13 protein-coding genes and 2 tRNA genes are annotated in these 14,196 nt (G+C 61.0%); 6 read left to right on the forward strand and 9 right to left on the reverse strand.

Annotation, left to right across the window (positions count from 1 at the left end; translation table 11 throughout):
- The first annotated feature begins 195 nt into the window (after window positions 1–195).
- The 3 genes from J2X43_RS25460 to recJ all read left to right on the forward strand — a co-directional run bounded on the left by J2X43_RS25460 (window position 196) and on the right by recJ (window position 4,713).
- The gene (locus J2X43_RS25460) at window positions 196–1,413 is read left to right on the forward strand and encodes an LL-diaminopimelate aminotransferase (protein ID WP_112388164.1); all 1,218 of its coding nucleotides are present in this window, start codon (window positions 196–198) and stop codon (window positions 1,411–1,413) included.
- Between the two features lie 64 nt (window positions 1,414–1,477).
- Window positions 1,478–2,800: a homoserine dehydrogenase gene (locus J2X43_RS25465; RefSeq protein ID WP_112388165.1), complete on the forward strand. Its 1,323-nt coding sequence runs from the start codon at window positions 1,478–1,480 to the stop codon at window positions 2,798–2,800.
- A 107-nt stretch (window positions 2,801–2,907) separates the two neighbouring features.
- On the forward strand, window positions 2,908–4,713 hold the full coding sequence (gene recJ, locus J2X43_RS25470; protein WP_310299027.1) for a single-stranded-DNA-specific exonuclease RecJ: 1,806 nt from the start codon (window positions 2,908–2,910) through the stop codon (window positions 4,711–4,713).
- Between the two features lie 3 nt (window positions 4,714–4,716).
- Here the strand turns inward: recJ and rfbA are convergent, their stop codons facing one another.
- The 6 genes from rfbA to J2X43_RS25500 all read right to left on the reverse strand — a co-directional run bounded on the left by rfbA (window position 4,717) and on the right by J2X43_RS25500 (window position 10,400).
- Window positions 4,717–5,586 carry a glucose-1-phosphate thymidylyltransferase RfbA gene (rfbA, locus tag J2X43_RS25475; protein WP_310299030.1) on the reverse strand — a complete coding sequence of 290 codons (870 nt, stop codon included), beginning with the start codon at window positions 5,584–5,586 and terminating at the stop codon, window positions 4,717–4,719.
- 10 nt (window positions 5,587–5,596) lie between these two features.
- Window positions 5,597–6,481: a dTDP-4-dehydrorhamnose reductase gene (rfbD, locus tag J2X43_RS25480; RefSeq protein ID WP_310299033.1), complete on the reverse strand. Its 885-nt coding sequence runs from the start codon at window positions 6,479–6,481 to the stop codon at window positions 5,597–5,599.
- 2 nt (window positions 6,482–6,483) lie between these two features.
- A complete protein-coding gene (rfbB, locus tag J2X43_RS25485; protein ID WP_310299036.1) occupies window positions 6,484–7,539 on the reverse strand; it encodes a dTDP-glucose 4,6-dehydratase in 1,056 nt (351 codons plus the stop codon).
- Window positions 7,540–7,557: 18 nt separating this feature from the next.
- Window positions 7,558–8,124 carry a dTDP-4-dehydrorhamnose 3,5-epimerase gene (rfbC, locus tag J2X43_RS25490; RefSeq protein WP_310299039.1) on the reverse strand — a complete coding sequence of 189 codons (567 nt, stop codon included), beginning with the start codon at window positions 8,122–8,124 and terminating at the stop codon, window positions 7,558–7,560.
- Window positions 8,125–8,132: 8 nt separating this feature from the next.
- On the reverse strand, window positions 8,133–10,118 hold the full coding sequence (locus J2X43_RS25495) for a glycosyltransferase (RefSeq protein WP_310299042.1): 1,986 nt from the start codon (window positions 10,116–10,118) through the stop codon (window positions 8,133–8,135).
- 207 nt (window positions 10,119–10,325) lie between these two features.
- Window positions 10,326–10,400, reverse strand: a tRNA-Glu gene (locus J2X43_RS25500).
- Between the two features lie 253 nt (window positions 10,401–10,653).
- Between J2X43_RS25500 and J2X43_RS25505 the strand changes: the two genes are divergently transcribed.
- Window positions 10,654–10,821 (forward strand): hypothetical protein, encoded by a 168-nt coding sequence (locus J2X43_RS25505; protein WP_016553479.1) that lies wholly within the window; start codon window positions 10,654–10,656, stop codon window positions 10,819–10,821.
- 183 nt (window positions 10,822–11,004) lie between these two features.
- Here the strand turns inward: J2X43_RS25505 and J2X43_RS25510 are convergent.
- From J2X43_RS25510 to gloA, 3 genes are all read right to left on the reverse strand, one after another.
- A tRNA-Glu gene (locus tag J2X43_RS25510) sits at window positions 11,005–11,079 on the reverse strand.
- 187 nt (window positions 11,080–11,266) lie between these two features.
- Window positions 11,267–12,334: a D-Ala-D-Ala carboxypeptidase family metallohydrolase gene (locus tag J2X43_RS25515; protein WP_310299045.1), complete on the reverse strand. Its 1,068-nt coding sequence runs from the start codon at window positions 12,332–12,334 to the stop codon at window positions 11,267–11,269.
- A gap of 153 nt (window positions 12,335–12,487) precedes the next feature.
- A complete protein-coding gene (gene gloA / locus J2X43_RS25520; protein WP_310299046.1) occupies window positions 12,488–12,928 on the reverse strand; it encodes a lactoylglutathione lyase in 441 nt (146 codons plus the stop codon).
- 195 nt (window positions 12,929–13,123) lie between these two features.
- Between gloA and J2X43_RS25525 the strand changes: the two genes are divergently transcribed.
- On the forward strand, window positions 13,124–13,702 hold the full coding sequence (locus J2X43_RS25525; RefSeq protein ID WP_112388009.1) for a cold-shock protein: 579 nt from the start codon (window positions 13,124–13,126) through the stop codon (window positions 13,700–13,702).
- A 12-nt stretch (window positions 13,703–13,714) separates the two neighbouring features.
- Entirely contained in the window at window positions 13,715–14,191 is a 477-nt protein-coding gene (locus J2X43_RS25530) for a DUF192 domain-containing protein (RefSeq protein WP_310299050.1), read from the forward strand.
- The last annotated feature ends 5 nt before the right edge of the window (window positions 14,192–14,196 follow it).

Raw genomic sequence — 14,196 nt, forward strand, 5'->3', positions numbered from 1 at the left:
AAGCCTTCCGCAGCTGGCGGGAGACGTAAATTTTCCCGATAATGCTTCGCAGCTGCGGCATCCGTCAAAGAATCGCCGCCTGCAGACAGTCTGATGAATACGGCGCATGCGATTCTGAAGTTCGTATCGCAAGCAGCCGGGAACAGGACGAACTTCGAGCGCGGCCGCGGTGGCCGCATTTCCATGGGGAATGAAATGGAAGAGTTTCACAAAGTCCGGCGTTTGCCGCCTTATGTTTTCGAACAGGTCAACCGTTTGAAAGCAAGCGCGCGAGCGGGCGGCGCCGATATCATCGATCTCGGTATGGGAAACCCTGACCTGCCGACCCCGAAAGCCATTGTAGACAAGCTCTGCGAGGTAGTTCAGGACCCGCGCACGCATCGCTATTCGTCCTCCAAGGGTATTCCGGGCCTCCGCCGCGCGCAGGCCGCCTATTACGCCCGCCGCTTCGGCGTGAAGCTCAACCCGGATACGCAGGTCGTCGCGACCCTCGGTTCCAAGGAAGGTTTCGCCAACATGGCGCAGGCGATCACCGCGCCTGGTGACGTCATCCTCTGCCCGAACCCGACCTATCCGATCCACGCCTTCGGCTTCCTGATGGCAGGCGGCGTGATCCGTTCGATCCCGGTCGAGCCGGATGAGAATTTCTTCGCGCCGCTCGAGCGCGCCGTGCGCCACTCGATCCCGAAGCCGCTGGCGCTGATCCTGAACTATCCGTCGAACCCGACGGCTTTCGTCGCGACGCTTGATTTCTACAAGGACGTCATCGCCTTCGCGAAGAAGCACGACATCATCGTGCTGTCCGACCTTGCCTATTCGGAAATCTACTTCGACGGCGAACCGCCGCCCTCCGTTCTGCAGGTTCCTGGTGCCATCGACGTCACCGTCGAATTCACCTCGATGTCGAAGACCTTTTCCATGCCCGGCTGGCGCATGGGCTTTGCCGTCGGCAACGAGCGCCTGATCGCCGCTCTGACGCGCGTGAAGTCTTATCTCGATTACGGCGCCTTCACGCCGATCCAGGTTGCAGCAACCCACGCGCTCAATGGCGACGGCTCTGACATCGCTGAGGTCCGCAACGTCTACAAGCGCCGCCGCGACGTCATGGTCGAGAGCTTTGGCAAGGCCGGCTTCGAAGTGCCGCCGCCGGCTGCCACGATGTTCGCCTGGGCGAAGATCCCGGAGAAGTTCCGTCACCTCGGTTCGCTGGAATTCTCCAAGCTGCTGGTCGAAAAGGCCGACGTTGCCGTGGCACCGGGCATCGGCTTCGGCGAAATGGGCGATGATTATGTTCGCCTCGCACTGGTCGAGAACGAGCACCGCATCCGCCAGGCCGCACGCAGCATCAAGAAATTTCTGTCGACGGCCGACGAGACGATGCACAACGTCATCTCTCTGAACGCACACCGCTGATAGACACCCCCCAATCGGCAGCCGCGCTCTGCGGCTGCCACTCATGAACATTCAGGATCGCTTCATGGCAGACGCCCTCAAAATCGGCATTGCGGGTCTTGGTACCGTCGGTGCCTCGCTCGTCCGTATCATCCAGAAGAAGAGCAACGAGCTTGCCGCCACCTGCGGGCGTCCGATCCACATTACGGCCGTGACGGCACGCGACAAGACCAAGGATCGCGGCATCAATCTCGATGGCATCACCTGGTACGATACGCCGGAAGAGCTGGCCGCCAAGGCCGATATCGAGGTTTTCGTCGAGCTCGTCGGCGGTGCCGAGGGCGCTGCCAAGGCATCCGTCAAAGCCGCGCTCGACCGCGGTCTCCATGTGGTGACTGCCAACAAGGCGCTCCTTGCTTACAACGGCGTCGAGTTCGCCAAGATCGCGGAAGAGAAGGGCTCGCTGCTCAACTTCGAAGCGGCTGTTGCGGGCGGTATCCCCGTCATCAAGGCGCTGCGTGAATCGCTGACCGGCAATTCGATCTCCCGCATCTACGGGATCATGAACGGTACCTGCAATTACATCCTCACCAAGATGGAGAAGGAAGGCCTGTCCTTTGCCGATTGCCTCGCCGAAGCACAGCGTCTCGGCTATGCCGAAGCCGATCCGGCCTTCGACATCGAAGGCAACGACACGGCGCACAAGCTGTCGATCCTGACGACGCTGGCCTTCGGCAATCAGATCGCTGCCGATGACATCTACCTCGAAGGCATCACCAACATTTCGATCGAAGATATTCGCGCGGCTGCCGATCTCGGCTACCGCATCAAGCTCCTCGGTGTTGCCCAGCGCACCGAAACCGGCATCGAGCAGCGCGTTCATCCGACCATGGTGCCGGTTGATTCCGTCATCGCCCAGGTAGATGGCGTCACCAATGCCGTGGCGATCGAATCCGATATTCTCGGCGAACTGCTGATGGTCGGCCCGGGTGCTGGCGGCAATGCAACCGCTTCGTCGGTTCTCGGCGACATCGCCGATATCGCCAAGAGCCAGCCGGGTGCCCAGCGCGTTCCGGTTCTCGGTCATCCGGCCAAGTCGCTGGAGCCCTATCGCAAGGCGCAGATGCAGAGCCACGAAGGCGGCTACTTCATCCGCCTGACGGTTCTCGACCGCACCGGCGTTTTCGCCAGCGTCGCAACGCGCATGGCCGAAAACCACATCTCGCTGGAATCGATCGTGCAGCGCTCGCAACAGCACCTGTCGCCGTCGCATCATCAGACGATCATCCTCGTGACCCATGCGACGACCGAGGATTCGGTTCGCAAGGCGGTTGCCGCGATCAAGGGCGAGGGCTATCTCGTCGGCGAACCGCAGGTCATCCGCATCGAGCGCCCCAAGGAAGACTGAGGGTAACGCCAGCCCGGGCGTTGCCACCGGCCTTAAGCCTGCATAAATGTGCTATGCAATTTTTGCCGCCCCGTCACGGGGCGGTGACATCATGGGGCATTGGCAGAATGGTGGATATAGCCGCTGATCCGGTACAGCGCGCGTTCCTCGGGGTGGAGAAATCCATTCTCGACAATCGCTGGATTTCGCGGCTCGACCAGGCCGGGCAGAACCGCGCACTCGCCATGTCCCAAGTCCATGGCCTGCCGGATCTGATTGCGCGCGTGCTTGCCGGCCGTGGCGTTGCTGTCGATGAAGCCGTCGAGTTCCTCGATCCGACCATCCGCAGCCTGATGCCCGATCCCTACAAGCTGACCGATTGCGAGAAGGCGGCAAAGCGCCTGGCGGAAGCCATCCGGCGCGGCGAGAATGTTGCGATCTTCGGTGATTATGACGTCGACGGTGCCGCCTCATCGGCCCTGATGTACCGCTTCCTCGCCCATTTCGGCGTCAAGGCCGAGATCTATATTCCGGACCGCATTTTCGAAGGCTATGGACCGAATGCTGCTGCGATCAACCAGCTGATCGACAACGGCGCGAAACTCATCGTCACCGTCGATTGCGGATCGACCAGCCACGAGGCGCTCGACGCCGCCAAGGCGCGCAATATCGACGTCGTCGTCATCGATCACCATCAGGTGACACACGCCCTGCCGCATTGCCACGCGCTGGTGAACCCCAATCGCGAGGATGATCTCTCGGGCCAGGGGCATCTTTGCGCCGCCGGCGTGGTCTTCCTGGTGCTGGTGGCCACGCTCAGATTGCTGCGCGAAGCCGGCGACAAGCGCATTTTGGCAATCGACCTCTTGCAATGGCTGGATATCGTGGCGCTCGCCACGGTCTGCGATGTCGTCCCGTTGAAGGGCCTAAACCGCGCCTACGTCGTCAAGGGCCTCGTCGCCGCGCGCCACCAGAGCAATGCGGGTCTTGCCGCCCTGTTTCGCAAGGCCAGTCTCTCCGGGCCGGTCACACCCTATCATTTCGGCTTTCTCGTCGGCCCTCGCATCAATGCCGGTGGCCGCATCGGCGATGCAGCCCTTGGCAGCCGCCTGCTGACGCTCGACGATGCCGGCGAGGCGGAGACGATCGCCCAGAAGCTCGACGAACTGAACCGCGACCGCCAGGTCATGGAAGCCGCCATGCTGCAGGAAGCGGAGGCCGAGGCAATGGCGGAGTATGGCGATGGCCAGGGTGCTTCCGTCATCGTGACCGCCCGCGACAAGTGGCATCCGGGGATCGTCGGTGTTCTGGCCGCACGGCTGAAGGAGAAGTTCAAGCGCCCGGCCTTCGCCATCGCTTTCGATCCCTCAGGTCGCGGCACAGGATCCGGCCGCTCGATCAACGGCTTCGATATGGGCCGCATGGTCCGCGCTGCCGTTGATGAGGGGCTGCTGATCAAGGGCGGCGGACATGCGATGGCCGCGGGTCTGACGGTCGAGCGCGAAAAGCTCGGCGCCCTGCGCAGCTTCTTCACTGAACGCGCCGAAAAGACCGTCGCCAATCTGGTCGCCAACGAAACGCTGAAGATCGATGGCGCGATCGGCGCCAGCGGCGCCACGCTCGATCTCATCGACCGGCTGGAAACCGCTGGCCCCTACGGCTCCGGCCATTCGCAACCGGTCTTCGCGATCCCCGCCCATCGGCTGCGCGATGTCAGGACGGTCGGCGAAAAGCACGTCAAGGTGACGCTGGAAGCCATGGACGGCGCCCGTCTCGATGGCATCGCCTTCCGCGCCGCCGATACCGCTCTCGGGAACCTGCTGCTCAATTCACGCGGCGCCAATCTGCATGTTGCAGGCTCGCTCGGCGCAGACCATTACCAGGGCTCGCGCCGCATCCAGCTGCGCGTTTCCGATGCGGCGCCGGCGAAGTGAGCCCTACCAGTCGGCCGAGAGCTTGGTGAGATACTGCCCATAGGCGCTCTTGCCGAGCTTTTCTGCAAGCTTCGCCAGATCGCCCTGGCTGATATAACCCATGCGCCACGCCACTTCCTCGGGGCAGGCGATCTTGAAGCCCTGTCGCTTCTCCAGCGTGCTGACGAAGGCGGCCGCATCGAGAAGGCTATCGGGCGTGCCGGTATCAAGCCAGGCATAGCCACGGCCCATCAGCTCGACGAAGAGTTCGCCGCGCTCCAGATAGGTGCGGTTGACATCGGTGATCTCCAATTCACCGCGCGGTGACGGCTTCAGATTGGCGGCGATATCGACGACCTGCTGGTCGTAGAAATAGAGGCCGGTCACCGCCCACTGCGACTTCGGCTGCTTCGGCTTTTCCTCGATCGACAGCGCGTTCATCTTGCCGTCGAATTCGACGACGCCGTAACGCTCGGGATCGGTGACGTGATAGGCAAAGACCGTGGCGCCTTTGGTGCGCACCGTCCCCGACTTCATGATCTCCGGCAGGCCGTGACCGAAATAGATGTTGTCGCCGAGAACCAGCGCGGAATTCTGGCCGTTGATGAAATCGGCGCCGATGATGAAGGCTTGTGCCAGACCATCGGGGCTGGGCTGAACCGCGTAGCTCAGCGAAATGCCCCATTGCGAACCGTCGCCGAGAAGCCGCTTGAAGGCCTCGACATCGTGCGGCGTGGTGATGATCAGGATGTCGTTGATCCCGGCCAGCATCAGCGTCGTCAGCGGATAGTAGATCATCGGCTTGTCGTAGACAGGCATCAGCTGCTTCGACACCGCCTGGGTGATCGGATGAAGCCTGGTGCCGGTGCCGCCCGCTAGAATGATCCCCTTCATCTTAGTCTCCTCAAATCGCATTTTTCAAAATGGCTTTGACCGCAATTTCCGTCGAGCTTTTCCAGTCGGGCAAGCGGATGCCGTAGGTGGCAGCGAGTTTGTCGCCCGAAAGCCGCGAATTGGCGGGGCGCCTCGCGGGCGTCGGATATTCGGCAGTGGTGATGGGCGTAACGACGGCACTGTTGCCGCCGATCGCTCGCGATTGTGCAAAGATCTCGGTGGCGAAATCGGCCCAGGTGGCTTCGCCGGTCCCGGTCAGATGAAACGTGCCGCGCAGCGCGGGATCCGGATCGGCTTTCAAACGCGCCGCAATGGCGAAGATCGCCTCGGCAATATCAAGCGCCGATGTCGGACACCCCTGCTGATCGGCGACGACGCGCAGCTCGTCGCGCGTTTCGGCAAGCCGCAGCATCGTCTTCACGAAATTGGCGCCGAAGGGCGAATAGACCCAGGCAGTACGCAGGATGACGTGATCGGCATTGCCCGCCGCCATCCGCAGCTCCCCTTCGAGCTTGGTGCTGCCATAGACCGAGATCGGACCGGTTAGATCGGTCTCGACATAGGGCGCCGGCTTCTCGCCGGAGAACACGTAGTCGGTCGAGAGGTGGATGACGGGGATGCCAAGCTTGGCCGCCGCTTCGGATACGGCGCCGGCACCAGCTGCATTCACGGCAAAAGCTGAATCAGGCTCGCTCTCGGCCTTATCGACAGCCGTATAGGCTGCGGCTGAGACGATCACGTCGGGCTGTGCGGCTGCCAGAGCCGGCAGCACATTAGCGGGATTGGCAAGATCGAGCTCAGGGCGGCCAATCGCGATCACCTCAATGCCTGAGGGTGCTGTCGCCAGAAGCGACCGTGCGACCTGACCCTCTCTACCCGTTACGGCGATGCGCATCGTCATCGTCCCTTGAAGACGCCAAGGCGTTCGCCGGAATAGACGTTGTCGCGCAGAGGGCGCCACCACCATTCATTGTCGAGATACCAGCGCACAGTTTTGTCGATGCCGCTGTCGAAATTCTCCGCAGCCTTCCAGCCGAGCTCCGTCTCCAGCTTGGTCGCGTCGATCGCGTAGCGCGCATCGTGGCCAGGCCGGTCGGTGACATTGGTGATCAGGCGCGAATGCGAGGCCTTGTCCGGAAACACGGTGTCGAGAATGGCGCAGATGCGCTCGACCACCTCGATATTGCGGCGCTCGTTGCGGCCGCCGACATTGTATTTTTCACCCGGGCGTCCACGGGAGGCGATCGTGAACAGCGCGCGCGCGTGATCCTCGACATAGAGCCAATCGCGGATATTGGCGCCGTTGCCGTAAACCGGCAGCGGCTTGCCCTCCAGCGCGTTGAGGATCATCAGCGGAATGAGCTTTTCCGGGAAGTGGTAGGGTCCGTAATTATTGGAGCAGTTGGAGACCACGACCGGCAGCCCGTAGGTCCGGTGCCAGGCGATCGCCAGATGGTCACTCGCAGCCTTCGAGGCAGAATATGGGGAGGAGGGGTCGTAGGCGGTCACCTCCTCGAACAGGCCCTGATCGCCGAGCGAACCATAAACCTCGTCCGTCGAGACATGCAGGAAGCGGAACGCCGCCTTGGGTCCCGCATCGAGGCCATCCCAGTAGTGTCGCGCGGCATCGAGCAGGCTGAAGGTGCCGACGATATTGGTCTGGATGAAATCGCCAGCACCGGAGATCGACCGGTCGACATGGCTTTCAGCGGCCAGATGCATGACGATGTCAGGGCGGAACGAGGCGAAGGCTTCCTGCATCTTCGCCCGGTCGCAGATATCGGCCTGCAGAAAGCGGTAGTTGGCGGCATTCTCGACAGATGTCAGCGAGGCCAGATTTCCGGCATAGGCGAGCTTGTCGATATTCAGCACCTCGGCGCCGATCTCGCTCACCAGATGACGCACCAGCGCCGAACCGATAAAGCCTGCTCCCCCCGTTACGACGACACGCATTGCCGGAAATCCCCTGAATTACTGTGCTGAAAACTGAAAATGGCCTGGAATATCGGAAAGCTTCGGAAGCTTCCGGTCCTTGTCCGAAAGCACCGCATCCGTCTCCTGGACCGGCCAGCGGATGCCGATATCAGGATCGTTCCACAGGACGCCGCGGTCGTGTTCCGGGCTGTAGGGCGCCGTCACCTTGTAGCTGATCACGCTGTTCGGAGCGAGCGTCACGAAGCCATGTGCGAAGCCTGCCGGTACCCAAAGCTGGGCACCGTTATCGGGCGTCAGCTCTTCGCCGACCCACCGGCCGAATGTCGGAGATCCCTGGCGAATATCGACGGCGACGTCGAGAATGGCGCCCTGAAGGCAGCGCACCAGTTTTCCTTGGGCGAGGGGTGGCGTCTGAAAATGCAGCCCGCGCAGCGTGCCTACTTGTGCCGAAAGCGACTCGTTGTCCTGAACAAAGGTAATGTTGGCGACATTCTCGCGAAACCATCCGTCCTTGAACACCTCGGAAAAATAGCCGCGGTGATCACCATGCCGCGCCGGCGTGATCTTCAGGATACCCTCGATCGTCGTGGTCTCGATACGCATGGTCTTTTCTATCCGGCCTGCATCACGCTCATCAGCATATCCGCCTGCGAGCGGCTTTGCATGGCTGCAAATCCATTGGCTGCGATGAGCTCGCGCTCCTCGTCATCGGCAATAAGCTCCTTGCAGCGCTCAACGAGATCCTCATAGAGCTCGACTGCCAGGCCGCCCATGAACGGCTCGAGATCCGGATCCTCGATATCGCCTTCGGTCAGAACGCAGACGCGGTTCGCCAGGAGATAGGAGATGCGGACGATCTCGAAGACGCCGCTTTCATAGTGGTGGATGTTGATGACGATCTTGGCGCGGGCGATCGCGGCGTCGCGCTCGGCACCGTAGACGTTGAAGAGATGGACAACCTTCAGCCCCGCCTCGTGGAGAGCCACGAGGATATCGCGACGGCGATCGTTCATCGAGCCATAGAACAGGACGTCGATATCCTTCACCGGCGCCCATTCGATCTGCGTCAGCACCTCGCTATAGCCGATTTCGAGAACACCGGCGTGATCGATGCCCTTGGCCGCCAGGTTCCGCCTGTTGCGCGGGCTGTAGTCGAGCACGGGAAAGGACTTGAGAACGGCGGTATAACGCTCGTTCATCCAGGTGCTGTCGTCTGATACCTGCTCGAGATTGACGATGACGCTGTCCTTCGGCAGATGCGCGGTGATCTCCGGCGGCAGCAGATTGCCGCCATAGACGATCGGCGAGCGGCCCGCAAATTCGCTCATCTCGCGCACGATCGGCGCCGAGCCGCCAAGCTCCTCGAACGCGCCCTGCAGCCCGAGCGCCACTTCATCGAAGGCATGGCTGTGATTGTAACCCTTGGGCGTGACGATCCAGATGCAGTGCCGGTCCTTATGCGCATCCCAGCCGCCCTCGAACGCTTGCAAGCCCGAAAGACCTGACGCAACCGGTTCTGCGACAGAGAGCGGTGCCAGGGGCTGGCTCATCGCCTGCAAGGCGGCGGCATTCGGTGCGGGCAGCGATTGGTCGCCGGCGCTCGACGCGCTCGCCGGCCGCGACTTGCCCTTGGGGAAATTGCCACGCGGCGTCCAGTCGGGCGGATCGTCGCCGGTCCAGATCAACTGGGGCTGCTTGACGATAGGCATCCGGCCTTCCTGCCACAGCTCGAGCTTCGCCGGATCACGCGTCTGCAGGAACGCTTCCTTGCGGCCGTAGAGGCTGTGGAGCAGCTGGCCGGTCCGGGTGCCGAACTTCCATTCGAAATCCTCGGCGGAGGGCACGAAGGCGGAGACTTTCATGCCGCTTGCCACCGCATGCGGGATATAGAGCCCAAGCAGCCGTTCGATCACGAAGGGCCGCATTGCGGCATTGCCGTCGCGGCTGTAATTCGCCGTGCCGCTATAGGCACGTCCGGCCGGCGTGCCGCGCGCAGCTTCCTGCTCCAGCGCCTGCAGGATATGTTCGCAAAAGGCGAAATAGCCGGACCAGAATTTCTGATTGCCGACGAAATAGTTGCAGAAGAAGAATGACGTGCGGCCCTGCGGCGGCGCGATCGGATAGCCCATATCCTTGAGATGGCCGAACACCGGCTCCATACCGGGATGGCCGCCCATCATCGCGTGTTCCCAGACGTTGCTGTAAACAGCGGCGTGGCCGATCAGCGGATTGTAGAGATAGGCATCGCCGCCGCCGGCGCGCGCTTTTCTCGCTTCCGTGATGAAGGACTGCAGGCTGGAGACCGATTTGGTCTCGAACTTGCTGGAGAGCAGTCCCCAGAACACGTCCTCTTGCAGCCCGGCCTGCAGATGGTGCTCGTGCAGTATCCGGAAGAGTTCATATTCGCGCGTCGTCGATTGCGTATTGAAGGAAATGTCGAAGGGCAGGGCGGCCGAATCGACATTCGCCCGCTGTTTAGCGTCGAGATAAGGCTGGTAGACAATCACCGATCCAGATTGCTGCGCCTTTCCGGTCAATTGCTGAAGGCTCGGCAATCCTGCGGGCAGGGTGGTCGGAATCTGCTGGTTGATCGTCAAAGTCGCGTCCTTCGAATGCCGCCTCCGCTGGAAAGAGAGATTCCCGCGAGGCTATCCGGGCCGGACTATTGGCATTGAAGCTTGCGCCACCCTGTTGGATGCGCAGTGCGCACGACGGTCGGATATCGCTACGTCGAGAGTGTGTTTTTGCTGAGTGTGAAAGTCCACGACAACTTGAAAATATTCTCTCCGAAATCGAGAGAGAAGTGGCACGCCCTAGGGGAGTCGAACCCCTCTTCCCAGAATGAAAATCTGGTGTCCTAACCGATAGACGAAGGGCGCTTCCTTCGTGGTGGCGCCCTTATAGTCAGCACCTTTCTGACCCGCAAGCGGTAAAATGCGAAATTCCGTAGATTTTTTCTGAGCTTGTGGAAATACCTTGCAGCAGGCGCCGAAGTCCCTGGAATACAGGGGATGCCGCGCCTCGCGGTAGGATCGGCAGAACGCGGTTTGCAGCCACTGACCCAAAAAGATTGAAACGAATTCCGCCGCCACCGGTTTTCCAGATGTCACCACCTCAACAATGGAGACAGATATGAGCAAGACTGATGTGAAGGAAATCCAGAAGCGCGCCGAGCGTCAGGTCGAAAACACCAGCGGTGGCGGCCATCTCGGCGGAACCTATTTCGGCCAGCAGCCTGACGGCAAGACCGCCTCGGTGAGCAGCAAGGAAGGTCCGAAGGCGAGAGCCAATGACGGTTAAGGAGAGAGCCCCTCTTCGGCGGGGCTTTCTTTGCCGGCCGCGCACCAAAGGATTCTAATCGCCATCCAACGATGACAATCCGCCGTCGCGAAGAATACTCGAAAAGCCAGTTTTTCTGGATGGAAACAGGAAGAAGCAGATCGCTCCGCAAGCGTCTCGATCATTGAAAATGAAAGAGAGAAGTGGCACGCCCTAGGGGAGTCGAACCCCTCTTCCCAGAATGAAAATCTGGTGTCCTAACCGATAGACGAAGGGCGCTTCCTTCGTGGTGGCGCCCTTATAGTCAGGGTCTTTGAATCCCGCAAGCGGGAAATTCGTATTTCCTTCAAAAAAATGACACGCCACGATCGGCGGGATTTTTTCGAGTTAAATCAATGCTCTGCGCAAGCTCTTTCGGAGACGCATAGTGGTTGACTTCGCGTTACGGCAAAAGCCGCGCCGTTTGTCAGATGGCGCGGGCGCTTGGCGGCGTGTTGCGCCGGGCGCCGCATCCCCAGTTCCAGTCGCGATTGTTTCCGGTGTCGAGATGGACCGAATCCGTGTGGCAATAGGTGCCGACACCGCCGCGGCCGGGAAGCGAGCGGATATAGCTGGCGATATCCCATTTCGAGACGCCGTCGATCTGGATGTCGGCGGCGTCGCAGCTCTTGTGCATCGATTCCTCGGCGCCGCCGACCTGGCGGTTGTGCTCCGGATCGCGGTAACCCGACGTGACGATCACCGGGCGGCCGAAATGGGTCTCGACCGTCTTGATGACGTTCAGGAGGTTGGGCTTGAAACAGCTGACCTCGACATTGGCGTTCTGCACATGGATGCCATTCGGCGCCACGCGTGTCATGCCGGGCAGCGAGGCCTTCTGCAGGAGCCCGGAGAGGCTGCCGAGCAGGTTCTGCTTCGGCGCGGCATAAAGCGCGTTGGTGGAGGCGCCCTGCAGGCTGCCTGTTGCCAGCGACGCTGCCTGATAGGGCGCAACCTGGGTGCTGGTATTCTGCGACGATTGTTGCGGCGGCAGGATCTCGCCCTGCGGTGGCTGCTGTTGCTGTTGGGGCGTCCCGAAGACGCCGCCGCGCGACGTTGCAAATCCGCCCTGCACCGGCGCATAGGCGTTTGCATCGGCCGGCTGGATGACCGTCGAGGTGCGGTTGTTCTGAGGCGGTGCGGGCTGCGCCGAGAAGATGCTCATCGCATTGGCATTGATGCGGGTCGATTGCATAGCCATGCCGCCGATATTGGCGGGCTGCATCTGCGGTGCGCCGGGCGGCATGTTCGCGGCATTGGGATACATCGCCGCTGCCTGCTGCTGGCCTCCGGCCGCTGCCACCATCGGGTCGCGATAGCCTGCCGTCTTGGCGCCCGGCTGGCCGGCGGGAGCGCTCGCCGCCTGCTGCGCGGCGGCCGGCGCGGGTGCAGCAGCCGCAGAATCGAGTGCCTTCTGGTCGGACACGCAGCCTGCAAGCGCAAGCGTCGAGACTGCGGCAAGAAGCAGGCACGGACGGGTTCGAAGATGGGGCAAGCGCAGGCTCTCCGGTCAAAACTGAAGCAGCCCGGCGCTAGCCCGACTGCAGGAATTGACCGGAAGGTGCCTGCGGCGGCTCGATGCGGCAAGTGCGAACCGGCACCTCCGGCCGGAAATCGCAAAAGCCGCAAGCCTCACTAAAGCCTCGGCCTACCAGACGCCGGTATTGCCCATGGAAAGCCAAGGTTCGGCTGCCGGCAAGCTGCCGCTCTTCTGCAGAATCTCGATCGAGATGCCGTCCGGAGAGCGGACGAAGGCCATGCGGCCGTCGCGGGGCGGGCGGTTAATGGTGATTCCACTGTCCATCAGCTGCTGGCAGGTGGCGTAGATGTCATCCACCTCATAGGCGAGGTGACCAAAGTTGCGTCCACCGGTATAATCCTCCGTGTCCCAGTTATAGGTCAGCTCGAGGCAGGGGGCGCCATAGGCTTCAGCGTCGGAAATGTCGTTGGTGGCAGCAAGGAAAACGAGCGTGAAACGGCCCTTTTCGTTCTCCGAGCGACGGATTTCTTTCAGTCCGAACAATGTGCAGTAGAAATGCAGCGAGGCATCGAGGTCCTTCACGCGGACCATGGTATGGAGATAACGCATTCTATTTCCTTTCGAATGTTGGGTCATAACCCGGATAGGCGAGCGGACGTCAGCTTCGGGCAAGACATGACGCTAAAATCAGCAACTGGGAATAACCGAAAACAGGACTTGCGCTTATCCGTTACCAAGATGTTAATCTTGATTTCAAGAATCAGTTAACCGTAACAGTGTGACGCGTAATGAGGGGCTGGCGACATGGCTGATAGGATTTCATCGAAGGAGTTCATTGAGCTCGAAGAGCTATCGGGGGATAGCGTCGATCTCATTGAAATCACCGGTGTCGTTAAGTGGTTCGATGTCGCCAAGGGATTCGGTTTCATCGTCCCCGACAACGGCATGCAGGACGTGCTCCTTCATGTGACCTGCCTGCGCCGCGATGGCTATCAGACGATCCTCGAAGGCACCCGCATCGTCGCGCTTATCCAGCGCCGCGAACGTGGCTATCAGGCCTTCAAGATCCTCTCGATGGACCAGTCCACGGCAATCCATCCCTCGCAGCTGCCGCCGGTGCGCACCCATGTGCAGGTCACCGCGACGAGCGGCCTGGAGCGGGCTCTGGTGAAGTGGTTCAACCGCACCAAGGGCTTCGGATTCCTGACGCGCGGCGAAGGCACGGAAGATATCTTCGTCCATATGGAAACGCTGCGCCGCTTCGGCCTCACCGAGCTGCGTCCCGGCCAGGTCGTGCTGGTGCGCTTCGGGCCCGGTGACAAGGGTCTGATGGCCGCCGAGATTCACCCGGATATGCCGAGCCCGGCAAGCCGCGCCCACTGATGTTCAGGATTGATGAGAATGCATAGAATCAAAGGCGCCTTATTGGCGCTTTTTTTCATTGTGGCAGCACCCGCTTTTGCCCAGCAGCAACAGCCGATGGCCTTCGACAAGGAACCGCTGGCCGTGCAAACGGCCTCCGGCAAGATGCTGAACTTCACCGTCGAGATCGCCTCGACGAACGAGCAGCGTCAGTATGGGTTGATGTATCGCAAGGAAATGCCTGAGAATGCCGGAATGCTGTTCGACTTCGGGCAGTCGCGCCGGGTGACGATGTGGATGGAGAACACCATCCTGCCGCTCGATATGCTGTTCATCGACAGCAAGGGCGTCATCCGTCACATCAAGGAAAATGCCGTGCCCTTTTCGGAGGACATCATCGATTCGATGGGCGATGTGAAATACGTCGTCGAGCTGAACGCCGGAACCGTCAAGAATCTCGGCATCAAAACAGGCGACAAGGCCGCCAGCGCGACAATCACGAAAAAATAAGGGAA

This window comes from Rhizobium sp. BE258, from assembly GCF_031457345.1.
Lineage (GTDB): Bacteria > Pseudomonadota > Alphaproteobacteria > Rhizobiales > Rhizobiaceae > Rhizobium.